Annotated in this window: 29 protein-coding genes; 6 read left to right on the top strand and 23 right to left on the bottom strand. The window is 65.4% G+C overall.

The annotated features are described in order from the left end of the window. Positions 1-85: 85 nt before the first annotated feature. The 6 genes from MF6396_RS08625 to xerD form a co-directional block, all read right to left on the bottom strand. On the bottom strand, positions 86-373 hold the full coding sequence (locus MF6396_RS08625; protein ID WP_078480091.1) for a DUF3509 domain-containing protein: 288 nt from the start codon (positions 371-373) through the stop codon (positions 86-88). A 117-nt stretch (positions 374-490) separates the two neighbouring features. Further along, positions 491-889, bottom strand: a complete 399-nt coding sequence (locus MF6396_RS08630; protein WP_054915028.1) for a response regulator — start codon at positions 887-889, stop codon at positions 491-493. Positions 890-1,116: 227 nt separating this feature from the next. Continuing rightward, positions 1,117-2,526 (bottom strand): threonine synthase, encoded by a 1,410-nt coding sequence (gene thrC / locus MF6396_RS08635; protein ID WP_054915029.1) that lies wholly within the window; start codon positions 2,524-2,526, stop codon positions 1,117-1,119. Between the two features lie 27 nt (positions 2,527-2,553). Beyond that, the gene (locus MF6396_RS08640) at positions 2,554-3,858 is read right to left on the bottom strand and encodes a homoserine dehydrogenase (RefSeq protein ID WP_043863191.1); all 1,305 of its coding nucleotides are present in this window, start codon (positions 3,856-3,858) and stop codon (positions 2,554-2,556) included. 81 nt (positions 3,859-3,939) lie between these two features. Further along, entirely contained in the window at positions 3,940-4,677 is a 738-nt protein-coding gene (dsbC, locus tag MF6396_RS08645; RefSeq protein WP_043863190.1) for a bifunctional protein-disulfide isomerase/oxidoreductase DsbC, read from the bottom strand. A gap of 151 nt (positions 4,678-4,828) precedes the next feature. Further along, the gene (xerD, locus tag MF6396_RS08650) at positions 4,829-5,725 is read right to left on the bottom strand and encodes a site-specific tyrosine recombinase XerD (protein ID WP_043863189.1); all 897 of its coding nucleotides are present in this window, start codon (positions 5,723-5,725) and stop codon (positions 4,829-4,831) included. Between the two features lie 68 nt (positions 5,726-5,793). Between xerD and MF6396_RS08655 the strand changes: the two genes are divergently transcribed. After that, on the top strand, positions 5,794-7,596 hold the full coding sequence (locus MF6396_RS08655; protein WP_078480092.1) for a cation:proton antiporter: 1,803 nt from the start codon (positions 5,794-5,796) through the stop codon (positions 7,594-7,596). A 21-nt stretch (positions 7,597-7,617) separates the two neighbouring features. Here MF6396_RS08655 and MF6396_RS08660 read toward each other — a convergent pair whose 3' ends face one another. The 6 genes from MF6396_RS08660 to ffh form a co-directional block, all read right to left on the bottom strand. Continuing rightward, positions 7,618-8,025, bottom strand: coding sequence for an acyl-CoA thioesterase (locus tag MF6396_RS08660; protein WP_043863187.1), 408 nt, complete (start codon positions 8,023-8,025; stop codon positions 7,618-7,620). A gap of 96 nt (positions 8,026-8,121) precedes the next feature. After that, positions 8,122-8,472 carry a 50S ribosomal protein L19 gene (gene rplS, locus MF6396_RS08665; RefSeq protein ID WP_043863186.1) on the bottom strand — a complete coding sequence of 117 codons (351 nt, stop codon included), beginning with the start codon at positions 8,470-8,472 and terminating at the stop codon, positions 8,122-8,124. A 42-nt stretch (positions 8,473-8,514) separates the two neighbouring features. Continuing rightward, positions 8,515-9,267: a tRNA (guanosine(37)-N1)-methyltransferase TrmD gene (gene trmD / locus MF6396_RS08670; protein ID WP_043863185.1), complete on the bottom strand. Its 753-nt coding sequence runs from the start codon at positions 9,265-9,267 to the stop codon at positions 8,515-8,517. Positions 9,268-9,270: 3 nt separating this feature from the next. Next, positions 9,271-9,807, bottom strand: coding sequence for a ribosome maturation factor RimM (rimM, locus tag MF6396_RS08675; RefSeq protein WP_043863184.1), 537 nt, complete (start codon positions 9,805-9,807; stop codon positions 9,271-9,273). 5 nt (positions 9,808-9,812) lie between these two features. Then, on the bottom strand, positions 9,813-10,064 hold the full coding sequence (rpsP, locus tag MF6396_RS08680) for a 30S ribosomal protein S16 (RefSeq protein ID WP_028942918.1): 252 nt from the start codon (positions 10,062-10,064) through the stop codon (positions 9,813-9,815). 238 nt (positions 10,065-10,302) lie between these two features. Next, complete coding sequence (ffh, locus tag MF6396_RS08685) at positions 10,303-11,679, bottom strand: signal recognition particle protein (protein WP_043863183.1); 1,377 nt, start codon at positions 11,677-11,679, stop codon at positions 10,303-10,305. 196 nt (positions 11,680-11,875) lie between these two features. On the opposite strand from ffh, the gene MF6396_RS08690 reads away from it, so the two are divergent. The 3 genes from MF6396_RS08690 (at position 11,876) to MF6396_RS08700 (ending at position 15,282) form a co-directional block, all read left to right on the top strand. Then, entirely contained in the window at positions 11,876-12,688 is an 813-nt protein-coding gene (locus tag MF6396_RS08690) for a cytochrome C assembly family protein (protein ID WP_043863182.1), read from the top strand. Between the two features lie 10 nt (positions 12,689-12,698). Continuing rightward, the gene (locus MF6396_RS08695) at positions 12,699-13,898 is read left to right on the top strand and encodes a transporter associated domain-containing protein (protein WP_078480093.1); all 1,200 of its coding nucleotides are present in this window, start codon (positions 12,699-12,701) and stop codon (positions 13,896-13,898) included. Positions 13,899-13,971: 73 nt separating this feature from the next. Then, entirely contained in the window at positions 13,972-15,282 is a 1,311-nt protein-coding gene (locus tag MF6396_RS08700; protein WP_078480094.1) for an MFS transporter, read from the top strand. A 101-nt stretch (positions 15,283-15,383) separates the two neighbouring features. On the opposite strand, the gene purT is transcribed toward MF6396_RS08700, so the two are convergent. The 5 genes from purT to MF6396_RS08725 all read right to left on the bottom strand — a co-directional run bounded on the left by purT (position 15,384) and on the right by MF6396_RS08725 (position 18,543). After that, on the bottom strand, positions 15,384-16,565 hold the full coding sequence (purT, locus tag MF6396_RS08705) for a formate-dependent phosphoribosylglycinamide formyltransferase (RefSeq protein WP_043863179.1): 1,182 nt from the start codon (positions 16,563-16,565) through the stop codon (positions 15,384-15,386). A gap of 71 nt (positions 16,566-16,636) precedes the next feature. Beyond that, positions 16,637-17,104, bottom strand: coding sequence for a VUT family protein (locus MF6396_RS08710; protein ID WP_043863178.1), 468 nt, complete (start codon positions 17,102-17,104; stop codon positions 16,637-16,639). Positions 17,105-17,166: 62 nt separating this feature from the next. Beyond that, positions 17,167-17,379, bottom strand: coding sequence for a DUF1289 domain-containing protein (locus MF6396_RS08715; RefSeq protein WP_043863177.1), 213 nt, complete (start codon positions 17,377-17,379; stop codon positions 17,167-17,169). Next, positions 17,379-17,903, bottom strand: a complete 525-nt coding sequence (locus MF6396_RS08720) for a gamma carbonic anhydrase family protein (RefSeq protein ID WP_054915036.1) — start codon at positions 17,901-17,903, stop codon at positions 17,379-17,381. The genes MF6396_RS08715 and MF6396_RS08720 overlap by 1 nt, the downstream gene beginning before the upstream one ends. Positions 17,904-17,943: 40 nt before the next feature. Further along, positions 17,944-18,543, bottom strand: coding sequence for a CoA pyrophosphatase (locus tag MF6396_RS08725; protein ID WP_043863175.1), 600 nt, complete (start codon positions 18,541-18,543; stop codon positions 17,944-17,946). 131 nt (positions 18,544-18,674) lie between these two features. On the opposite strand from MF6396_RS08725, the gene MF6396_RS08730 reads away from it, so the two are divergent. Both MF6396_RS08730 and MF6396_RS08735 read left to right on the top strand, forming a co-directional pair. Next, positions 18,675-19,223, top strand: coding sequence for an NUDIX hydrolase (locus tag MF6396_RS08730; protein WP_043863174.1), 549 nt, complete (start codon positions 18,675-18,677; stop codon positions 19,221-19,223). A 34-nt stretch (positions 19,224-19,257) separates the two neighbouring features. Then, on the top strand, positions 19,258-19,815 hold the full coding sequence (locus MF6396_RS08735) for a L,D-transpeptidase family protein (RefSeq protein WP_054915039.1): 558 nt from the start codon (positions 19,258-19,260) through the stop codon (positions 19,813-19,815). Between the two features lie 92 nt (positions 19,816-19,907). Here MF6396_RS08735 and MF6396_RS08740 read toward each other — a convergent pair whose 3' ends face one another. Genes MF6396_RS08740 through gspH form a run of 6 tightly spaced genes read right to left on the bottom strand, consistent with a single transcriptional unit; the run spans position 19,908 to position 23,421 of the window. After that, positions 19,908-20,531, bottom strand: coding sequence for a general secretion pathway protein GspN (locus MF6396_RS08740; protein ID WP_161493028.1), 624 nt, complete (start codon positions 20,529-20,531; stop codon positions 19,908-19,910). 20 nt (positions 20,532-20,551) lie between these two features. Continuing rightward, positions 20,552-20,938, bottom strand: coding sequence for a type II secretion system protein GspM (gene gspM / locus MF6396_RS08745; protein ID WP_054915041.1), 387 nt, complete (start codon positions 20,936-20,938; stop codon positions 20,552-20,554). Next, positions 20,935-22,035, bottom strand: a complete 1,101-nt coding sequence (locus tag MF6396_RS08750) for a type II secretion system protein GspL (protein WP_238596420.1) — start codon at positions 22,033-22,035, stop codon at positions 20,935-20,937. The genes gspM and MF6396_RS08750 overlap by 4 nt, the downstream gene beginning before the upstream one ends. Continuing rightward, positions 22,032-22,619, bottom strand: a complete 588-nt coding sequence (locus tag MF6396_RS08755; RefSeq protein ID WP_043860624.1) for a prepilin-type N-terminal cleavage/methylation domain-containing protein — start codon at positions 22,617-22,619, stop codon at positions 22,032-22,034. The genes MF6396_RS08750 and MF6396_RS08755 overlap by 4 nt, the downstream gene beginning before the upstream one ends. Next, the gene (locus MF6396_RS08760; protein ID WP_054915043.1) at positions 22,616-22,984 is read right to left on the bottom strand and encodes a type II secretion system protein; all 369 of its coding nucleotides are present in this window, start codon (positions 22,982-22,984) and stop codon (positions 22,616-22,618) included. Before MF6396_RS08760 ends, MF6396_RS08755 begins: the two co-directional genes overlap by 4 nt. Further along, positions 22,981-23,421 (bottom strand): type II secretion system minor pseudopilin GspH, encoded by a 441-nt coding sequence (gene gspH, locus MF6396_RS08765; protein WP_054915044.1) that lies wholly within the window; start codon positions 23,419-23,421, stop codon positions 22,981-22,983. Before gspH ends, MF6396_RS08760 begins: the two co-directional genes overlap by 4 nt.

Below are 23,421 nucleotides of genomic sequence, written 5' to 3' on the forward strand. Positions count from 1 at the left end.
GCACGAACAGCCTGGCGGCATCGGAGCAAAATGCCGTTCAACTGTCCTTAAGCTGTCTGAGTACCTGTCTGGACAAAGGTTCCCGTCACACCGCAACGATTTGCGCGCGGCCCTGGCGGGCATGTTTGAGGGCTGCGATCACGCAGGGTTGCAGGCGTCCTTCGTGGATGCGCAGGTCACGTTGGATACCGTCCACCAGGTCGATGAGCAGGCGCTGGTCATGCAGCTGGCTGGCCTTGACACTGCGCTGCAGCACGGTGTCGCCGGCAGGGTCGACCAGTTGCAGGTCGAAGTCGGCACTGGCATGCCGGGAGGTCAGCGTGACCTGATAGGGCGTCAATGCTTCACTTAGCAACAAGCTGATATTGTCCATCCATTCACCGTTCACGTTGTTGTTGAAGGGGGTCTTTCACTGACCCTCGGCACAGGCTGAAAGTTCTGCCGCGGCGCGCTGCACGTTCATCGAGCATGCCCGGTGCACATGACAGATTCATGCCACGGGCCCGGCCTCCGGATGTTGCAGCAGCAACGGGTGCAACTGGCTGGGGCTGGCTGGCGCGGGGGTGCTGCCCAGCACCCGCAGGCCCGACAGCTCGATCAGTTCGACAACCCCCTGGAGCACGCTGCGCCTGGCGCCACTGAGGACAATCAGGGCACTGGCAAGGCCGTGCAGCGCCAGGTGCTCGACGAAGCCCATGCCATCGTGCTCGGGCGACAGCGGGTCACAGATGACGATATCCACCGGCCCCCGTCGTTCGAGCACACCGTGCGCCTGGAGGGTCGTTTCAGCCACGCGCACGTCGTAGATGCCCAGGCCATTGAGCATCTGGTGCAGGTTCATCAGCCGATAGGCATGGGGCTCCAGAAGCAGAACCTTGAGTGAGCGCATGGGCGACTCCGGATTGGACGGGAGCCCACTCTAGGAAAGCCCGCGCGGGCGTCCCATAGGAAAAATCCGAAACCAGGGGGCGGCAACGTCCTCGTGTCGCCACGGTATCGACGCGTCGCGTCGGTTCGCCAGCAAGCCAGGTTCCTGCCGTGGCATGGCGGGCCGCGCAACAAAATGCCCCGGGGCTTGCGCACCGGGGCCTGGTTCAACGCTGCATACCGCTGCCGTCAGAGCGGCTTGCCACGGTTGCCGTGCTGGCTGACGAAGGCCTGCACCGCTTTCAGGTCGTTGGGCAGTACCGTGCATTTCTCCTCGCGGGAGAACAGGTCGGTCAGGTGCGCCGGCAGCTCCAGGGCCTTGCCCACGCCCGCCTTCTCCACCGCCTCGGGGAACTTGACCGGGTGCGCGGTACCCAGCACCACCATCGGCGTGTCCAGGCTGCGACGGCACTCGCGGCCGGCCTTGACGCCAATCGCGGTGTGCGGGTCGAGCACTTCGCCGGTTTGCGCGAACACGTCGGCGATGGTCTCGCAGGTTTGCGCATCATCCACCGCCAGCGAATCGAACAGCTTGCGCGCCTCGGTCCAGCGGTCTTGCTCGACGCTGAAGCCGCCACCCTGCTTGAAGGTGTCCATCAGGCCGGCAATCTCGGCGCCATTGCGACCGTGCAGGTCGAACAGCAGGCGCTCGAAGTTCGACGACACCATGATGTCCATCGACGGCGACAGGGTGGCGTGCAGGGTTTCCTTGACGTACTGGTTGCCGCTCATGAAGCGGTGCAGGATGTCGTTGCGGTTGGTTGCCACGATCAGCTGGCTGATCGGCAGGCCCATGTTGCGCGCCAGGTAACCGGCGAAGATGTCGCCGAAGTTGCCGGTAGGCACCGAGAACGCCACCGAACGCGCCGGGCCACCCAACTGCAGGGCGGCGTGGAAGTAGTACACGATCTGGGCCATGATCCGCGCCCAGTTGATCGAGTTCACGGCCACCAGGCGGGTGCCCTTGAGGAAGCCCTGGTCGGCGAAGCTGGCCTTGACCATCTCCTGGCAGTCGTCGAAGTTGCCTTCGATGGCGATGTTGTGGATGTTCTCGCCGAAGATGGTGGTCATCTGGCGGCGCTGAACTTCCGACACACGCTGGTGCGGGTGCAGGATGAAGATGTCGACGTTGTCGCAACGCCGGCAGCCTTCGATGGCAGCCGAACCGGTGTCACCGCTGGTGGCACCGATGATCACCACGCGCTCGCCGCGCTTGGCCAGCACGTGATCGAGCAGGCGGCCGAGCAGTTGCAGGGCGAAGTCCTTGAACGCCAGGGTCGGGCCGTGGAACAGCTCCAGCACCCACTCGTTGCTGTTCAGCTGACGCAGCGGGGCAACCGCGGCGTGAGCGAACTCGCCGTAGGTTTCTTCGAGGATCTTCTTGAAGTCGGCATCGGCAATGGAGCCGGTGACGAACGGGCGCATCACCCGGAAGGCCAGCTCGTGGTACGGCAGGCCGGCCCACGAGGCGATTTCTTCCTGGGTGAAGCGCGGCAGGTTTTCCGGCACGTACAGGCCGCCATCGCTGGCCAGGCCGGCCAGCAGGACATCTTCAAAATTCAGGGCCGGTGCCTTGCCGCGGGTACTGATGTAACGCATGACCTATTCCTCTAACTCAAAGACGGCTCAGTTCAGTTGTTCGACGCGGATGCGCACAACGCTGCCAACCACATCCTGCAAGGCTTCCAGGGCGGTGATCGCGTCGTCCATGCGCTGCTCGAGCACGCTGTGGGTGAGCAGGATCATCGGCACCAGGCCATCGTGCTCCTCGACTTCCTTCTGCATGATCGACTCGATATTGATGCCGCGCTCGGACAGGATGCTCGCCACCTGGGCCAGCACGCCCGGACGATCCTTGGCCTGGATGCGCAGGTAGTAGGCGCTCTCGCAGGCTTCGATCGGCAGGATCGGGTGAGCCGACAGCGAGTCGGGCTGGAAGGCCAGGTGCGGCACGCGGTTTTCCGGGTCGCTGGTCATGGCACGGACCACGTCGACCAGGTCGGCGATTACCGACGAGGCGGTCGGTTCCATGCCGGCGCCGGCGCCGTAGAACAGGGTGGAGCCTGCGGCATCACCGTTGACCATCACCGCGTTCATCACGCCGTTGACATTGGCGATCAGGCGGTCGGCCGGAATCAGCGTCGGGTGCACGCGCAGTTCGATGCCATTGGCCGTGCTGCGGGCCACGCCCAGGTGCTTGATGCGGTAGCCCAGCGCTTCGGCGTAGTTCACGTCGGCCGTGGTCAGCTGGGTGATGCCTTCGGTGTAGGCCTTGTCGAACTGCAGCGGGATACCGAAAGCGATGGACGCCAGGATGGTGAGCTTGTGCGCGGCGTCGATGCCCTCGACGTCGAACGTCGGGTCGGCCTCGGCATAGCCCAGCGCCTGGGCTTCGGCCAGCACGTCGGGGAAGGTGCGGCCCTTCTCGCGCATTTCGGTGAGGATGAAGTTGCCGGTGCCGTTGATGATACCGGCCACCCAGTTGATGCGGTTGGCCGACAGGCCTTCGCGGATCGCCTTGATCACCGGGATACCGCCGGCCACGGCCGCTTCGAAGGCGACGATGACGCCCTTCTCGCGCGCCCTGGCGAAGATCTCGTTGCCGTGCACGGCAATCAGCGCCTTGTTGGCGGTGACCACGTGCTTGCCGTTCTCGATGGCCTTGAGCACCAGCTCGCGGGCAATGGTGTAGCCGCCAATCAGTTCAATGACGATATCGATCTCGGGGTTGCTCGCGACCTCGAACACATCAGCGGTAATGGGGGTACCGGTAATCTGGCAGTTCGGGTTTGGCGTACGCATGGCGATTTGTGCCACTTCGATTCCACGCCCGGCGCGGCGGGCAATCTCCTCGGCGTTACGCTGAAGTACATTGAAGGTACCGCCACCGACGGTCCCCAACCCACAGATGCCTACTTTGACCGGTTTCACTGTGAACTCCCCATTGAACGACCGGCCATGCGCCGGTCGAAAAAACAGCCGTCTCCCCATGGTGACGGCTCACTGATTGAATTACTTGCTTGCGGTCAATGCCAGCTTGGCCACTTGCGGCGCCGGCTGATAACCCGGGATCACCTGACCGTCCTCGAGCACGATGGCCGGCGTGCCGTTGACGCCGATCGACTGCCCCATCTGGAACTGCTTGCTGACCGGGTTCTCGCACTTGGCGGCCTTGATTTCCTTGCCGTCGACCATCTTGTCCATGGCCGCCTTGCGGTCGGTGGAACACCATACCGCCTGCAGCTGCTGGTCACCCGACGAGCCCAGGCCCTGGCGCGGGAAGGCCACGTAGCGCACCTCGATGCCGCGCTTGTTCAGCTCGGGCACTTCGGCATGCAGCTTGTGGCAGTACGGGCAGGTGGTGTCGGTGAACACGGTGATGTGCGACTTGGTTTCGCCCTTGGCAGGGTAAACCACCATTTCGGAAGCCGGAATCGCATTGATGGTCTTGGCGATGGCCACGCGCTCGGCCTTTTCGGTCAGGTTGACCGGCTTGCCGTCCTGGATCTGGAACAGATAGCCCTGTACCAGGAACTGGCCGTCGGCGCTGGCGTACAGCACACGGCCGCCCTTGAGCTTGACCTCGTACAGGCCGTTGACCGGGCTGGCAGCGATGCTGTCGACCGGTATTTCCGACTCCAGCGACTGCAGCGACTTGCGAATCGCCTGCTCGGCATCGTTGGCCGCAGCCACGGCGAAGGAACTGGCCAGCGCCAGGGCGGCGGCGGCTAAAATCTGGGTCACGCGCATGAAAACTCCTGAAGGCGGACAGGGGGCCGAAAGCGGAACAGGCGTACCGAAAAACGGCCGCGATCCAGGGCCCGGGTGTAAACCGCGAAAGCGTACCACATTCGCCGCCCTGCATTGACTGCTGGCGACGCATGCAATGTGCGATCAGCGCTCAGCCGCGCGGGTGATGACGGGCATGCAGTTCCTGCAGGCGGGCGCGGGCCACATGGGTGTAGATCTGGGTGGTCGACAGGTCGCTGTGGCCCAGCAGCATCTGCACCACGCGCAGGTCGGCGCCGTGGTTGAGCAGGTGGGTGGCGAAGGCATGGCGCAGGGTGTGCGGCGACAGCGCCTTGCCGATCCCGGCCACCTGGGCCTGGTGCTTGATGCGGTGCCAGAAGGTCTGGCGGGTCATCTGCTCGCCACGCTGGCTGGGGAACAGGACATCGCTGGGGCGGCCGTTGAGCAGTTCGACGCGGCCGTCGCGCAGGTAACGTTCTACCCACACCACCGCCTCCTCCCCCATCGGCACCAGGCGCTCCTTGCTGCCCTTGCCCATCACCCGCAGCACGCCCTGGCGCAGGTTGACCTGATCGAGGGTCAGGCTCACCAGCTCGGTGACGCGCAGCCCGCAGGCATACAGCACCTCGAGCATGGCACGGTCGCGCTGGCCGATGGCCTCGCCAAGGTCGGGAGCCTTCAACAGGGCCTCCACATCGGCCTCGGACAGCGACTTGGGCAACGGCTTGCCCAGTTGCGGCATGTCGACCTGCAGGGTCGGGTCGAGGGCGATCAGCTTCTCGCGCAGCAGATAGCGATAGAAGCCACGCGCGCCCGACAGGAACCGCGCCGTGGAACGGGGCTTGTAGCCCTGGTCGAGGCGCCATGCCAAGTGGTCCAGGATCAGCTCGCGACCGGCATCGGGCAACACCATGCCACGTTCCTGAAGCCAGCCGTTGAACAGGGCCAGGTCGCTGCGGTAGGACGCTCGGGTGTTGTCGGAAAGCCCCTTCTCCAGCCACAGGGCGTCGAGGAACTGGTCGATCAGCGGGTGGTCGATGGCGGGCATGAAGACTCGGTGGTAGGCCGTAAAAATACCGCTAGTCTTCCATAACACCGCCGGCATAGGGAGCCCGAATGAACGAACAAGAGATATTGCTGGCATTCGGCGGGATCGGTGTCGCGGCCCTGGGCTGCCAGTGGCTGGCCTGGCGGCTGAAGCTGCCGGCGATCCTGTTCCTGCTGCTCAGCGGCATAATGGCCGGGCCGATCCTGGGTTGGCTCGACCCGCAGGAAATGTTCGGCCCGCTGCTGATGCCGCTGGTGTCGCTGGCGGTGGCGCTGATCCTGTTCGAGGGCAGCCTGACCCTGCACCTGTCGCAATGGCGCGAGATCGGCACGGTGGTGCGGCGCATGGTGACCCTCGGCGCGCTGTCCACCTGGGTGGTGATCAGCGCGGCCACCCACTGGCTGCTGGGGTTCGACTGGCTGCTGGCGATCCTGTTCGGCACCCTGACCCTGGTCACCGGGCCGACCGTGATCGTGCCGATGCTGCGGGTGGTACGGCCCAAGGCGGCGGTGGCCAACATCCTGCGCTGGGAAGGCATCGTCATCGACCCGATCGGCGCCCTGCTGGCGGTGGTGGTGTACAGCTTCATCATTGCCAGCGCCGCTGGCGACGGCCTGAGCCAGAGCCTGCTGACGTTCGCCGGGGTGATCCTGTGCGGCAGCGCCTTCGGCGTGGCCGGTGGCTGGCTGCTGGGCCAGGTGATCCGCCATCAATGGCTGCCCGAGTACCTGCACAACCTGGCCTCGCTGGCAGCGGTGCTGGGGATCTTCATCGCCTCCAACCAGGTGATGCACGAGTCGGGGCTGCTGGCGGTGACCCTGATGGGCATGTGGCTGGCCAACATGAAGGGCGTGGATGTGCGCCAGATCCTGCACTTCAAGGAGAACCTCAGCGTGCTGCTGATCTCCGGCCTGTTCATTCTGCTGGCGGCGCGCCTGGACCTGAATGCCCTGCTCGGCCTGGGCCCTGCGGTGCTGGCCCTGCTGCTGGTGATTCAGCTGATTGCGCGGCCGCTGAACGTGGCGCTGTCGACCTGGGGCTCGCAGCTCAACTGGCGCGAGCGTGCGCTGCTGGCCTGGATCGCCCCGCGCGGCATCGTGGCCGCGGCAGTATCGGCGATTTTCGCGATTCGCCTGGACGAGGCCGGGCACGCGGGGGCCTTGCTGCTGGTGCCGCTGACGTTCGCGGTGATCATCGGTACGGTGGTGCTGCAAAGCGCCACGGCGCGGCCGCTGGCGCGCCTGCTCAAGGTGGCCGAGCCTGCCCCCAGCGGGTTTCTGATCGTGGGCGCCAACGCGCCGGCCAGGGCCCTGGGCACGGCCTTGCAACAACTGGGCAGCCGGGTGCTGCTGGCCGATTCGAGCTGGGAGAACATCCGCGCGGCGCGCATGGAGGGGTTGCCGACCTATTTCGGTCACCCGGCCTCGCAGCATGCCGATGCGCACCTGGACCTTGTAGGCCTGGGGCACCTGCTGGGGCTGTCGCCGGCGGGCGAGCTCAACACCCTGGCATGCACGCGCTTTCGACATGATTTCGGGCATCAGCGCCTGTTCGTGCTGGCCAGCGGGCTGGAGCGCCAGCGCAGCGACAAGCACCGCGCCAGTGACGAACATCGCGGGCGCCTGTTTGGCAGCCAGGCGTTGACCTATGTGCAACTGGCCAACCTGTTCAACCAGGGCGCCGAGCTGTACACCACACACCTGACCGAGGCGTTTGGCTGGGCGGACTACCAGGCGTTGCATGGCGATCGCGCGACCTTGCTGTTTGCCCGCGATGCCAGTGGCTGGGTGTATGTGGTAGGACCGGATACGGCGCTGAAGCCGGGGCCTGGGTGGACGCTGGTGGCGCTGGTCCAGCCGCAGGCAGGTTGATCGCGCGGGCTTGTTGGCCGTTCAGAAGCCGGGCAACACCGGCACCGGCCGCTTGTCTTCGTCGATGGCGACGAAGCTGAACAACCCGTGAATCGCCTTCTCGCGACTGTCGCAGCTCATGCTTTCGACAAACACCTCCACCTCGACCTTCAGGCTGGTGGTACCCACCTTCACCACCGTCCCCACCAGTTCCACGATCGAGCCGGCGGCAATCGGGTGCTTGAAGTCGATGCGGTCGGTCGACACCGTCACCAGCGGCAAGCGGCAGAAGCGCGTGGCGGCAATGAACGACACCTCGTCCATCCACGCCAGCGCGGTGCCGCCGAACAGGGTGTTGTGATGGTTGGTGGTCGAGGGGAACACCGCCTTGGTCACGCGGGTCACCGACAACTGGGTACGGCGCTGGATCTCTTGCTCTCTACTGTTCATGACATCTCTGAAACACGAATGACGGACAACAAAAAAGCAGCCCGAAGGCTGCTTTCTTTTCGCATGGCGGTCCCGTGCCCGCCGGTCAAACTAGCCTCAGGCCAGTTTTTCCTTGATGCGAGCGGCTTTGCCGGACAGGTCGCGCAGGTAGTACAGCTTGGCTTTACGCACGTCACCACGACGTTTCACGGCCAGGCTGTCGATCTGCGGGCTGTAGGTCTGGAAAGTACGCTCTACGCCAACACCGTTGGAGATTTTACGAACAGTGAAAGCACTGTTCACACCACGGTTACGCTTGGCGATAACAACACCTTCGAACGCCTGCAGACGCGAACGGTCGCCTTCCTTCACTTTCACCTGAACGACAACAGTGTCGCCTGGGGCAAAGGTCGGGATCTCTTTGGTCATCTGCTCGGCTTCGAGTTGCAGAATGATTTTGTTGGTCATGCTGTGCTCCTAAGATAGGTCGTCAGACCCACCATCGATACGTTAACTATCGTCCCGCTCTCGGAGATACTCCTCGAGCAGCTTCTTCTCTTCTCCAGAAAGTGAGCGACTTTCCAGAAGATCGACGCGTCGTTCATAGGTCCGCCCAAGGGACTGCTGTAAACGCCAGCGCCGGATGTGTGCATGGTTGCCACTGAGCAACACGTCGGGAACACGCTGATCCGCATACACCTCCGGTCGGGTGTAGTGCGGGCAATCGAGCAGACCATCGGTGAAGGAGTCTTCCTCCGCCGAGTCCGCATGCCCTAAAGCTCCGGGCAGCAGCCGCGTAACCGCATCGATCAGGACCATCGCCGGCAGCTCGCCGCCAGACAGTACATAGTCGCCAATCGACCACTCTTCATCGACATGAGCCTGAATGAACCGCTCGTCAATGCCTTCATAACGACCTGCGATGAGAATCAACGACTCTGCATTCGCCAGTTCGCGTACCGCCGACTGATTCAGCTGACGGCCTTGTGGCGACAGGTAGATCACCTTCGCCGCTTCCCCTGCCTGCTGCCTGGCCTGAACCAGCGCATCTTCCAGGGGCTTGATCTTCATCACCATGCCCGGACCACCGCCAAACGGCCGATCATCCACGGTGTGGTGGCGATCTGTGGTGTAGTCCCGCGGATTGTGGCAGGTCAGTTGCAACAACCCCTGCTTCACCGCGCGGCTGGTAATGCCGTACTCACTGATGGCCGAGAACATCTCGGGGAACAACGTAATGACTTCGACACGAAGGCTCGCCATCGTCTAGAAGTCCGCGTCCCATTCCACCCTCATTTCGCCTGCAGCCAGGTCGACCTTCAACACGCACTGCCCGGTATAGGGCAACAGGCGTTCACGATCATCCAGGCTGCCCACGCAGGGCTTGACCACCATTACATCGTTCGCGCCGGTCTCCAACAGGTGATCAACCGTGCCGAACAGCTGTTCGTCCTGGTTGATGACTTTCAGACCTACCAACTGGTACCAGTAGTACTCGTCTTCGGTCAGGTCGGGCAAAAGGCTACGCGAGATGCAAATCTCGTAACCGCTCAGAAGACGGGCTTCATCGCGATCGTCGAGGCCTTTGAGCTTGGCAACCAGATCCTTTTGAGTGGATCGGCCGCTGACCAGCTCGACCTGCTTGACCACACCTTCGCGCCGGAGCGTCCAGTTGCGGTAATCCAACAGGTTTTCAATCGGATCGGTAAAGGAAAAGACCTTCACCTCGCCGCGAACGCCGTGAACCGAAAAAATCTTGCCAACAACGATCAGGTCGTCAGCTTTTTCTGGCGTCGCGCTCATACTATTCAGGCAGCAGCCTTAGCAGCATCTTTCAGCAGTTTTGCAACGCGCTCGGATGGCTGTGCGCCAACGCTCAGCCAGTGAGCAACGCGATCCTGCTTAACGGACAGGCGAACTTCCTGGCCACGAGCGATAGGGTTGAAGAAACCAACCTGCTCGATGTGCGAACCGGTAACCGGGTTACGCGAGTCGGTCACGGTCAGGGTGTAGAATGGGCGCTTTTTGGAGCCGCCACGGGCAAGACGGATGGTTAGCATAGAACATCGTTCCTGTAGTCGGTGCTGCAAATCATAATGCACAGCGGGCACACGGGTGCCCGAAAGGCCGCATATTCTCAAGGAATACACGGACTTTTGCAAATGCCTTTTCACGGCGAGCGACAAGCCGCCGTGCTGATCTGCGAATGAGCCGCTTCTGTATATAGAAGGCGGCACGGGTCCCGCCAGCGGCGGGGTTCCGGTCGGTGCCCCACGGGAGGCACCGGCCTGAATGTGGTTACAGCTTGGGCATGCCGCCGCCAGGCAGCATGCCGCCAAGGCCGCGCATCATCTTCGACATGCCGCCCTTGGTGGAAAACTTCTTCATCATCTTCTGCATCTGCTTGTGCTGCTTGATCAAGCGGCCGATGTCCTGCACCTGGGTGCCCGAGCCCATGGCGATGCGGCGCTTGCGCGAACCACTGATCAGCTCGGGGTCGCGGCGCTCGGCCGGGGTCATGGAGTTGATGATCGCCTCCATCTGCTTGAACTGCTTCTCTGCCGCGCCCTGGGCATTGCCCATCTGCGACAGGTTGACGCCGCCGATGCTCGGCATCTTGTCCATCAGGCCGCTCAGGCCGCCCATGTTCTTCATCTGCTGCAGCTGGTCGCGGAAGTCCTCGAGATCGAAGCCCTTGCCCTTCTTCAGCTTCTTGGCCAGCTTGTCGGCCTTTTCCTTGTCCAGGGTCTGCTCGGCCTGCTCGATCAGGCTGAGCACGTCGCCCATGCCCAGGATCCGCGAGGCAATGCGGTCCGGGTGGAACGGTTCGAGCGCTTCGCTCTTCTCGCCCATGCCGATGAACTTGATCGGCTTGCCGGTGATCGCGCGTACCGACAGCGCGGCACCGCCACGGGCATCACCGTCGACCTTGGTCAGGATCACGCCGGTCAGCGGCAGCGCCTCGCCAAACGCCTTGGCGGTGTTGGCGGCGTCCTGGCCGGTCATGGCATCGACCACGAACAGGGTCTCGATCGGCTTGACCGCAGCGTGCAGCTGCTTGATCTCGCCCATCATCTCGGCATCGATGTGCAGACGCCCGGCGGTGTCGACGATGACCACGTCGATGAACTTGAGCTTGGCTTCGCGAATCGCCGCCTCGGCGATGGCCACCGGCTTCTGGGTGATGTCCGACGGGAAGAAGGTCACGCCGATGTCGTTGGCCAGGGTTTCGAGCTGCTTGATGGCCGCCGGACGGTACACGTCGGCCGACACCACCATCACGCTCTTCTTCTTGCGCTCCTTGAGAAAGCGCGCCAGCTTGCCGGCGGTGGTGGTCTTGCCCGCACCCTGCAGGCCGGCCATCAGCACCACGGCAGGCGGCGCGCTGTTGAGCGCGAGGTCTTCGTTGGCCGCGCCCATCAGCTCTTCGAGTTCGGCCTGGACGATCTTCACGAACGCCTGGCCAGGCGTCAGGCTGCGCGACACCTCGGTGCCGACCGCGCGCTCCTTGACCTTGTTGACGAAATCCTTGACCACCGGCAGGGCGACGTCGGCCTCGAGCAACGCCATGCGCACTTCGCGCAGGGTGTCTTTAATATTGTCCTCGGTGAGCTTGGCTTTACCGGTGACATGGCGCAGCGTCTGTGACAGACGGTCGGTCAGGTTTTCAAACATGGGGATCCTTTCAGGCTCTGTAGAACCGAGGTTTATCAGCTGCCCCTGGCGCATTCGGCCAGCCTTGGGCAAGGGCAGGCCGGCGATTATAGCGAAGACTCGCGCACGCGCACACCATGGCGTCGGCCACCAGTCTTCCTTGGCAGGCGCGTTGTATGCCAAACTCAGGGCCTTTCGGGCTTGCCTAACAGGACTTATGCTCCCCTTGTCACCCAGCTTGCTACCCAATCTGATCGCCGCCTGCCTGTACGCCGCCGCGATTTTCTATCAAGGCACCCGCCTGGCCCGAGGCACCAAGGCCGACAAGCGGCTGCTCGGAATGCTCGGCGCCTTCGCCGTGGTCGCTCAGGGCACCGCGTTGTGCTGGCAGTTGCTCACGCCGCTGGGCCTGAGCCTGGACTTCTTCAGCGCCGCCAGCCTGATCGCCACCGCAGTGATTGCCCTGACCCTGGTCGCCACCCTGCGCATCCCGGTGGAGAACCTGTTGCTGCTGCTGTTCCCGCTGGGCCTGCTGACCGCGCTGATGGCGCAGTTCGCGCCCTCGGGCACGGTGCCGCTGGTCAACGAGGAGCCCGGCATCCTGGCGCATATCCTGCTATCGATCCTGGCCTACGGGCTGTTCACCATCGCGGTGTTCCAGGCCTTGCTGCTGCTGGTGCAGGATTACCAGCTCAAGCACAAGCACCCCTCGGGCCTGATCCGCAACTTCCCGCCGCTGCAGACCATGGAGAGCCTGCTGTTCGGCTTCCTGTGGGCCGGCTGGGCGCTGTTGTCGCTGTCGCTGATCTCCGGCTGGCTGTTCCTGGACAACCTGTTCGCCCAGCACCTGGTGCACAAGACCCTGCTCGCCTGCGTGGCCTGGATCGTCTTCGGCGTCCTGCTGTGGGGCCGCACCCGCCTGGGCTGGCGCGGTCACAAGGCGATCCGCTGGACCCTGGCCGGTTTCTGCCTGCTGATGCTGGCGTATTTCGGCAGCAAGCTGGTACGCGAATTCATTCTGCATATCTGACAGGCGACCTATGAACACTCTGCCGTTAGGCCCACAGGTCGCGGTACTGGCACTGACCCTGGTGTGGTCGGCGCTGTTCAGCGCAGTGGATGCCGCCCAGCAGCAACAGGGCGGCACCCGCCGCAATGGCCCCAGAAGCGAACGTGCACTGATGCTGGGCGCCACCCTGGGCAAGCTGCTGGTGTTCGCCCTGGCCTCGCTGCTGGGCTTTGCCCATGCCGGCGAGCGCGGCTTCTGGCTGGCCTGCGCGGCAGCGGCACTGGCCGTGCTGGTGCTCACCGACTACCTCCCCCGCCAGCTGGCCCGACGCTACCCCGACGCCCTGCTGGGCCTGGGCGAGAGCCTGCTCAAGGTGCCGCTCATGCTGCTGCAGCCACTGGCCTGGCTGCTCGATGGCGTTGCACGCCTGTTGCTGCGCCCCTTCGCGGGCAAGGTCACGGCCGTCACCCAGCATGACAATCGCCACGACACCCCCGGCGCCCCCGGCACGCCGGACGAGGAACATGCCCAGCACAGGAGCGACCTGCTCGGCAGCCTTCAGGCGCTGGACAAGGTGACGGTCAACGACATCCTGGTGCCGCGCAACGATGTCGACGGGATCAACCTCGACGAGCCGATCGAAAAGATCATCGAGCAACTGATCGTCAGCCGTCACACCCGCCTGCCGGTGTTCCACAGTGATATCAACCAGGTCGAGGCGATCCTCAACACGCGTCAGATCAGCCATCTGCTGCCCAAGGCCGAGCTGACCCTGGCCAACCTGCTGGCGGCGTGCTACGAGCCATACTTCGTGCCCGAAAGCACACCGCTGCAGCTGCAGCTGCTGAACTTTCACAAACAGCAGCGGCGCCTGGGCGTGGTGGTGGACGAATATGGCGAAGTGCAGGGCATCGTCACCCTGGAAGACATTCTTGAAGAGATCGTGGGCGAGTTCGAGGAAGAGCACAGCCTGGACAACCCGCACATTCACCCGCAGCCCGATGGGCGCTACGTGATCGAGGGCAACATTTCGATCCGCGAGCTCAACCGCAGCCTGGGCTGGCACCTGCCCAGCGACGGCCCGAAAACCCTGAACGGCCTGGTGACCGAGGCGCTGGAAAGCATCCCTGCCAGCGCGGTGTGCCTGAAAATGGGCCGTTATCGCATGGAAATCCTCGAAACCGAGGACAATTGCGCCAGCCGCATACTGGTCTGGACCGTTTCCCGCTAGCTATACTCGAGCCCGCCGGCGCTTGCCCGCGGCAGGTGCCGGAGCCTTCGCAGCACTCGACAGGGAAACGTTCATGACGACCAGCAGCACCTATAACAACAACGATGAAACCGCAGCGCCCCCAGTCAACTCGCCCGCCCGGGTAGCCACGGCCAGCTTCATCGGCACCGCCATCGAGTTCTACGACTTCTACGTATACGCCACGGCAGCGGCCCTGGTGATCGGCCCGGTGTTCTTCCCGCAGACCTCGGGCACCGCGCAGATGCTCTCGGCCTTCCTCACCTTCGGCATCGCGTTTCTGGCGCGCCCGCTGGGTTCGGCGCTGTTCGGCCATTTTGGCGACCGCATCGGCCGCAAGTCGACGCTGGTGGCCTCGCTGCTGCTGATGGGCATCTGCACCACGCTGATCGGCGTGCTGCCGGGTTACGACAGCATTGGCGCCTGGGCGCCGATCCTGCTGTGCCTGCTGCGCTTCGGCCAGGGCCTGGGGCTGGGCGGCGAATGGGGCGGTGCAGCGCTGCTGGCCACCGAGAACGCGCCCAAGGGCAAGCGGGCGTGGTTCGGCATGTTCCCGCAGCTGGGCCCTTCGATCGGCTTTCTGGCGGCCAACGGCCTGTTCCTGACCCTGGCCATGACCCTTTCCGACGAGCAGTTCCGCAGCTGGGGCTGGCGCATTCCGTTCCTGCTCAGCGCCGCGCTGGTGATCGTGGGGCTGTATGTGCGGCTCAAGCTCGAGGAGTCGCCGGTGTTCGCCAAGGCCGTGGCGCGCCACGAGCGGGTGAAGATGCCGGTGGTCGAGCTGTTCGCACAGTACTGGGCGCCGACCCTGCTGGGCGCGGCGGCGATGGTGGTGTGCTATGCGCTGTTCTACATCTCGACGGTGTTCTCGCTGAGCTACGGGGTATCGACCCTTGGCTACAGCCGCGAGACCTTTCTGGCACTGCTGTGCTTTGCGGTGGTGTTCATGGCCCTGGCCACGCCGCTGTCGGCCTGGCTGAGCGACCGGTACGGACGCAAGCCGGTGCTGATCGTGGGTGGGGTGCTGGCCATCCTGTCGGGGTTCACCATCGAGCCGCTGCTGACGTCGGGGTCGACCGCGGGCGTGGCGTTGTTTCTGGCCATCGAACTGTTTCTGATGGGGGTGACGTTCGCGCCGATGGGGGCGCTGCTGCCTGAGCTGTTCCCCACGCACGTGCGCTATACCGGGGCCTCGGCGGCGTACAACCTGGGCGGGATCGTCGGGGCCTCGGCGGCGCCGTTCTTTGCACAGAAGCTGGTGGCCATGGGCGGCCTGAGCTGGGTGGGCGGGTATGTGTCGGCGGCGGCAGTACTGAGCCTGATTGCAGTGCTGTGCCTGAAAGAGACCCGGCATACGGAACTCTGAAGACGGGCTGCTGCGCAGCTATCGCGGGTCAGGCCAGCTCCCACAGGCATCATCACTGTCCCTGTGGGAGCGGGCCTGACCCGCGATGACGTACTAAAGCCTTACAGCTCTACGCTGACTGCCTGCGAAGCCCGGGTCGCCTTGGCCCGCGCGGCTTCGATCGACTCGTCACGCGCCAGGCACACGCCCATGCGCCGCTGGCCATTCACTTCTGGCTTGCCGAACAGGCGCAGCGCCGTGTCCGGCTCGCTCAGCGCCGCGCCGAGGTTGGCGAAGGCGGTCTGCTGCGAAGTGCCTTCCACCAGAATCACTGCCGAAGCCGACGGCCCGAACTGGCGAATCAGCGGAATCGGCAGGCCCAGGATCGCCCGCGCATGCAGCGCGAACTGCGACAGGTCCTGGGAGATCAGGGTCACCAGGCCAGTGTCGTGCGGGCGCGGCGAGACTTCGCTGAACCACACCTGGTCGCCCTTGACGAACAGCTCCACGCCGAACATGCCGCGACCACCCAGGGCCTCGGTCACCGCACGCGCCACGCGCTCGGACTCGGCCAGCGCCTTGGGGCTCATCGCCTGCGGCTGCCACGACTCCTGATAATCGCCCTTCTCCTGGCGATGCCCGACCGGCGCGCAGAAGGTGGTGCCGCCCACATGGCGCACGGTGAGCAGGGTGATCTCGTACTCGAAGTCGATGAAGCCCTCGATGATGACCCGGCCCTTGCCGGCACGCCCGCCTTCCTGGGCATAGTCCCAGGCAGCCTGCACGTCATCGACGCCCTTGAGCAGGCTCTGGCCCTTGCCCGACGAGCTCATCACCGGCTTGACCACACACGGGAAGCCGAGGTCTTCGACGGCCTTGCGGTAGTCTTCGAAGGTGTCGGCAAAGTGGTAAGGCGAGGTTGGCAGGTCCAGCTCCTCGGCGGCCAGGCGGCGGATGCCCTCGCGGTTCATGGTCAGCTGCGCGGCGCGTGCGGTCGGCACCACGGTAAAGCCTTCGGCTTCCAGCTCCACCAGGGTGGCGGTGGCGATGGCTTCGATTTCCGGCACGATGTAGTGCGGCTGCTCGGCCTCGATCACTGCGCGCAGGGCGGCGCCATCGAGCATGTTGATCACGTGGCTGCGGTGCGCCACCTGCATGGCCGGGGCATCGGCGTAACGGTCCACGGCAATCACTTCAACGCCCAGGCGTTGCAGCTCGATCACCACTTCCTTGCCCAGTTCGCCACAGCCACACAGCAGTACTCGGGTCGCGGTCGGCGACAAGGGGGTTCCGATACGGGTCATCTCAGGTCCTCAGAGGGAAGGAATCCAGGGCCGCCCCAGCACGGTGCAACCCGGTGAAAAGAAGCGCCATTTTACATGGCGCAGGCGTTCTTGCGTGCGCGCCAGGCCATCGCCAGCCACACCACCGTCACCCCGGCGAACTTGGAGCCCAGCGCGGTACCGACCACGGCCGGGGTCAGTGCGCCGATCATGCCGAAGAAGATGAAGGTATCCAGCGGGATGCTCAGCGCCGAGCTCAGCCACAGGCGGTCATGCAACGGGCGCTTGGTGATGCTGAACACCAGCCAGTCGATCAGCTCCGATACCGCGAACGCGGTGGCGCTGGCCAGGGCGATGGCAGGCTCGGAGGTGATATAGGACAGCACCAGGGCGCCAAGCATGGCCAGCAGGGCGCCGTGGCCGAAGCGGGTCTGCACCATGTCGCGCAGGATGAACACCAGCCCGCCCCAGGCGGACCAGATGACGTCCAGGTGCGGGGCACTGGAGAACGCGTAGTTGATCAGCACCACGCTGGCGATATAAGCAATCAGAAAGAACATAGAAACACCGGTTGGCAAGCCGTACAGGGTACTTGAGTGCCCCCGCACGGCCAAGCCCGGGATCAGCCGGCGGCCTTGCCCACCGTCATCACCAGCCCCGCCGCCACGGCGCGCTCATGGCACAGCACCAGCACCTGGCGCCGTTCGTCGTTGGCCATGCGGCCCCAGCGCGTGATCTCGCTGGCGGTGCGCTGGCAGCCGGTGCAGATATCCTGCTCGTCCAGCGCGCAGATGTGCACGCAAGGCGAGGCCACCGGTCGTTCAGGGCTGCTCATCAGTCCTCCTGGGGTACAAGGTCACGGGCATAGCGCTGGGCGTTGTGCACATAGTGGGCAGCGCTGGCCTCGAGCAGTTGCTGCTGCGCCGGGGTCAGTTCGCGCACCACCTTGCCCGGCGAGCCGACCACCAGCGAACCATCGGGAATCTCGCGCCCCTCGGGCACCAGCGCATTGGCGCCGATGATGCAGTGCTTGCCGATGCGCGCACCATTGAGGATCACCGCACCGATGCCCACCAGGCTGTAGTCGCCGACCGTGCAGCCATGCAGCATGGCGTTGTGGCCGACCGTCACGCCCTTGCCCAGGGTCAGTGGCCAGCCCATGTCGGTGTGCATCACCGTACCGTCCTGCACGTTGCTGTTCTCGCCGATGTCGATCAGCTCGTTGTCGCCGCGCAGCACCGCGCCGAACCAGACGTTGGCCCCCGCCTGCAGGCGTACCTTGCCGATCAGCGTGGCGGTGGGCGCTACCCAGCTCTGTGGGTGGGTTTCGACGCGCAGGTCGCCCAGACGGTATTTCATGCGTGGTTCCTCACGGTGGGAAGGCGGCGGGTGGGCCCGCTCATCTTGTAGGGGTGCGCTCAGGCGGATGGTGCAGGCTGATGCGCGCATCGTAAAGCAGGTTGACCAGCTCGACGATCATGATCGCCGACAGGCCCCAGATCTTGTACTCGCCGAAACGGTAGCTGGGCACGTACCAGCTGCGGCCCTGGTAGTCGATGCGGTGGGTATGGTCGCGCGGGTCCTGGCGGAAGAACTCCAGCGGCACGCTGAACACCGCGGCAATCTCGGCATCGTTGGCGCGGTACTCGACATAGTCGGGAATCAGCCCGACAAACGGCGTGACCTTCAGCCCGTGCAACGAAACCAGCGGGCTCAGCGGGCCGATGACTTCGACCAGCCCGGGCGGCAGGCCGATTTCCTCCTCGGCCTCGCGCAGCGCGGTGAACACCAGGTCCGGGTCTTCGGGGTCTCGCCGCCCGCCGGGGAAGGCCACTTCGCCGCCATGGGTCGAGAGCCCCTTGGCGCGCAGGGTCAGCACCAGTTCGGGCGACTCGCTGCGGGTGATGGGCAATAACACGGCAGCCTCGGGGAACCGACGATCGGTCTCCAGGGTGCCCGGCGTGTGACTGCTCATTCGGCGAAGTAACTCGTCCAGCATGGTCTCTCTCGTTCTGTCGGGTCTCTGCATGATGCACCAAAGGCGCAGCCCGCCCAAGCCCCCGCGACAATCGCGCTTGCGGGCCTGCGCGCACTGGCGCGAAGATAGGCGCAGCCACCAGGAAGATAAGCATGAATTACTGCAGTGCGTGCGGCAAACCGGTCACTCATCGCATCCCCGACGGCGACAACCGCCTGCGTCATGTCTGCGATCATTGCCATACCATCCATTACCAGAACCCCAATATCGTCGCCGGCGTGCTGCCCAGCCATGGCAGCCAGGTGCTGCTGTGCCGACGCGCCATCGAGCCGCGACGTGGCTACTGGACCCTGCCGGCCGGCTTCATGGAAAACGGCGAGACCATGGAACACGCCGCACGCCGCGAGGCCGACGAGGAAGCCTGCGCGCGCCTGGGGCCGATGGCCCTGTACCAGCTGTTCGACCTGCCGCACATCAACCAGGTGCACGTGTTCTACCGCGCCGAGCTGGCCGACCTGGCATTTGCGGTGGGCGTCGAGAGCCTGGAAGTGCGCCTGTTCGAGGAAAGCGAGATCCCCTGGGACGAGCTGGCTTTCAGGACCGTGAGTCGTGCCCTAGAATGCTACTATCTCGACCGCCAGGGGCAGCATTACCCGGTACGCACCGAATGCCTGTCCCCGCGGGTCGAACCGCTCACTTGAACCCCAACGTCGCCACTTTCAGGGATACCGTTTCATGCGCTGGTTGCTTGCCCTCTTCTGCCTCGGTGTGGCGTCGGTGTCCCAGGCGGCGTTCACCGAAACCATTGTGCGAAAACCGCTTGGCCAGGTGACGCCCTCGACCCCGGCGCCCACCCCCTCCGGCGCCCCGTTGATCGACAAGGTGCTGGTGATCAAGTCCGAACGCCGCCTGCAACTGATGAGCGGCGACACCTCGATGAAGAGCTACCGCATCTCGCTGGGCAAGCAGCCCACCGGTGCCAAGCTGCGCGAGGGCGACAAGCGCACGCCCGAGGGGCTGTACTGGCTCGACTGGCGCAAGGTGTCCGACCGTTACAACCTGGCCATCCACGTCTCCTACCCCAATGTCAGCGACTCGGCCCGTGCCCGCCGCGAAGGGGTGAAACCGGGCAGCATGATCATGATCCACGGCACCCCGGACAGTGCGGACTACCCCGAGGCGCTGTTCCACACCCTGGACTGGACCGAAGGCTGCATCGCCATGACCAACCGCGACATGCGCGAAGTGTGGAACCTGGTCAGCGACGGCACGCTGATCGAGATTCGGCCCTGACCGAGCGTGCCCCTTCGCCGGCTCCTACCTGCCGCCCCCCCCCAAAACCTGCAGGAGCCGGCCTTGCCGGCGAAAAAGCGCCCACTGGCGAATCACCAATTGAAGGACCACCGCCCCGCGTGCTCTCCGGCCTGCAGCCACTGCCCGCCGACCAGCACCGGATACAATGCCGCCCCCTGCCCCACCTGCCCTTGCAGCGTACCGCCTGCCACCCCCGCGTCCAGCGCCAGGTGGTGCTGCCCCGCCGCAGCCAGTCGCGCCGATAGCCGCCAGCCGTCGTTGCACACCACGCGCACCTCGCCGCGCCCCAGGGCCAGCGTCCATGGCGCCACCAGGTTCAGCTGATCCGCCACCAGCGCACCCTGCCCGCTCACGCACCGCGCGCCACGCCCACTCAGTGCCAGTTGCCCCGACCACTCACCCCCCAGGCGATACGCCGAAGCCACACGGCTGGCCGGACCCTGCGGCATGACGCTCGCTTGCCAGTCCCACGGCCAGCCGCGCAATACCAGCCCCCAGCGCTGGCCCTGATACCCTGCCTGCACCTGCACCGCCCACGGGCGCACCTGCCAGCTCAACGGGCCAACGTCGCCGATCCGCCCGGCCTGCCCCTGCCACACGCTACCGGCCACGTCCTGCGCAGGCCACGGCGCAGCCTTGAACAACCAGCGCGCCGGCAACCCCGCCAGCAACGTCAGGCAGAACACCAACAGCATCCACCCCAACCTCCTGCGGCTCATCGCGCCAGCACCAGATCGAAACTCAGGCCCGACGGCGCCTGCTCCAGCCCCCATTGAAGCGGCTGAACGCCTTCACGCTGCAAGCTCAGCAACCACGCCTGAAGCCGCCGCTCGTCCTTGACCTGGCCGCGCACCTGCCACCCCGCGTCAACCGGCTGCACGTCGCTGAGCACGAGCTGCTGCGCCGCAGCCGACTGCTGCAATCGCTCCAGCGTCACCTCGGCGCCTGAGTGCATGGCCGTCGCCGAGGCGGCCAGTTCGCGCCACTGCGAAAGCTCGCGCCATTGGCCAAGGCCCTCGCGCACCACCAGGCTCAACAGCAAGAGGGCCACTGCGGTCCAGGCCAGCGGCATCAACCAGCGCCGTGCGGTGACGCTGCTCATGCTCCTGCCCCCAGGTCGAACACCAGTTGCACGGCATCTGCCGTGGCCGGCTGCACCGCCACCTGCGCCCCGGCACTGGCGGCCATGGCAGCCCACGGCGTGTCCGACGGTGCCTGCGCACCCTGCAACTGCAAGGTCCAGCGTGTGCCATCAAAGCGCGCACGCTGCAGCCGCCAGCCAGGCTGCGCCGAAAGCCACTGCACCATGGCGCCCTGCAATGCCTCCAGCTGGCGCAGTCGCAGGTTGCGCTCATCCCGCGTCTGGCGCTCGCGCTTGAGCCACTGCGTAGCCTGGCGCGGGGTGCTCAGCGGCCCGGTCACGGCCACCACCTGCGCCTTGTACAGCGTGGCCTGGCGCCACTGCAGGCCGAGCCACAGGGCACACCACACCACACCCAGCACGGCGCAGGCCGTCGCCAGGCGCCGTTGCCCCTGTGCCAGGTGCGGTGGCGCGCGGGGCGTGCGGCGCAGCTCGAACAGGCCGGGCAGACGTTCCAGCGCCGCCAGCGACGCCGGCCACGCGCCCTCGAATGCCTGCACCTGCCTGTCGCACCACACCGACGGCGGGGTTGCCCCCAACGCCGTCGGCCAGGCCAGCCACGCCTGGCGCCGGTCGGCGCCGCAGCTCTTGAACAGGCTAAGGTCCGGGCTGCGTCGCCAGCACCAGGCATCGCCGGGGGCAAGCTCCGGCAGCAGCTGGAACTCCGCCCAGCAGCGCTCGACCTGCAGGCCCCAGCCCTGGCAAGCCTGCAACCAGCCCGCCAGGCGTTGCCGGTCAATCACCGCCAGCTCAAGCCATCCCGAACCTCGCGACACACAACCGACATGGATCGCCTCGGCTGGCTGCAACACGCGATCTTCAAGCAGCAATGGCCACTCTTCACGCTTGAGACCCGGCGGCGCCTGCAAATGGAAGTGCGCGCATTCACTGCCCGGCACCACCAGCGCCACGCGACCGGCACCTTCCGGCGGTTGCCCGTGCCCCGCGCGCAGCACCTCACCGGCCCGCACCTGCAGCCAGCTCCAGCCGGCCTCATCGGGGCGCACCAGCAACCACGACCCAGGCTGGCGCCGTCGCCAGTATCGAATGTCAATCATTGGCTCTCCGGCAGGGCAAACGTACACACATAGGGGGCTCCATCACGCTGGAACTCGAGCCGTACACCACGATCGGGCGCAGCGCGTTCGGCAGAGGGCCAGGCCAGCCAACGGCTGCCCTGGCGAAATTCGAAAACGGGGCTGGACACCCCGGCCAGGCTGTCGCGCAGCACCCAGTGCGGGCGCTCGACGGCATACAGGTCGGCAGAGGTCTCCAACAGCAGGCGTGCATCGCGCCGGTCATAGCGCAGGCGTTGGCGCTGCAAGCGCGAGCCGCCTTCGGCCGCCGGCCACGCCGCCAGCGCCACCCATTGCAGCTGCAACTCGGCAGGCTGCCAGTCCAACCAGTTCAAGGCCAGGGGCAGGCGCTGCTCGTACAACTGGCGCAGCACCGTGGCGTCGAAGCGGCGCTCCAGCCCCAGGCAGAAGCTCAGCACCGGGCTCGCCTGCGGCGCTTGGTCGAGTCGCTCACGTACGCTCAGCCAGCCATTGACCAGCGCCGCCAGCAGCACACCCAGTACAGCGGTCAGTGCCAGCGCCACCAGCAGTTCGAGCAGGGTCAGGCCCTGCTGCCTGCGCCTCACGGGCGCACCAGAAACAGGCGGTACTGACCCAGCGGCTCACGTTCATCGCGGTCGGCAAACAGGCGCAGTTCGCCACCGCGCAGGTTGCGCACGCCGGTGGAACCCAGTTGCAACCGCCAGTGGCAGGTGCCCGGCCCCTGACGCAGCTCGCCGCTACTCAGTGCCTGCGCCGGCCAGTACTGCTCCACCACAAAGCGCGCCTGCAGTTCCCGGGCACACAGGCTGCCCAGCCAATGCTGCTGCACGCCCTGCTGCACCACCAGGCGCTGACGCAGTACCTGGCTGCTGATGATCGCCATGGTCGCGGCGATGCCCAGGGCCACGCTCACTTCGAGCAGAGTGAAACCACGCTGGCGAGCCTTCATGGCACGTTCACCACCTGCAGGCCGGCAGCATGACGCCAGTGCCAGCGCTGTCGGCCCTCGGCCCAGCGCCACTCCAGCCTCACCGGTCGGGCCAGCCCGGAGGGGGTGAACATCACCCGTGGCGTGCTGCCCGCAGGCCAGTCCGGGCGCAGCCCGGCCGGCCACTCGCCCAGCGCCACCGGCTCCACCTGCCACTGGTCGCCCTCGACCAGGCGCACGAACTCGGGCCGCTGCCCGTTCCAGCGCAGGCCGCGCACCTGCCCGCCATGCAGGGCCAGGTCGGCCTGCGCCCGCGACGCCGCGGCCAGGCGCTCCAGGGCCTGGTGCAAAGGCGCCTTGGCACTGTCGAGCGAGGCCACCGCCAGGGCGCTCATCAACCCGGCGATGGCGATCACCACCAGCAGTTCCAGCAGGGTGAAGCCACGCTGGGCCGGCAT

It is taken from the genome of Pseudomonas sp. MF6396 (genome assembly GCF_002018915.1).
Classification (GTDB): domain Bacteria; phylum Pseudomonadota; class Gammaproteobacteria; order Pseudomonadales; family Pseudomonadaceae; genus Aquipseudomonas; species Aquipseudomonas palmensis.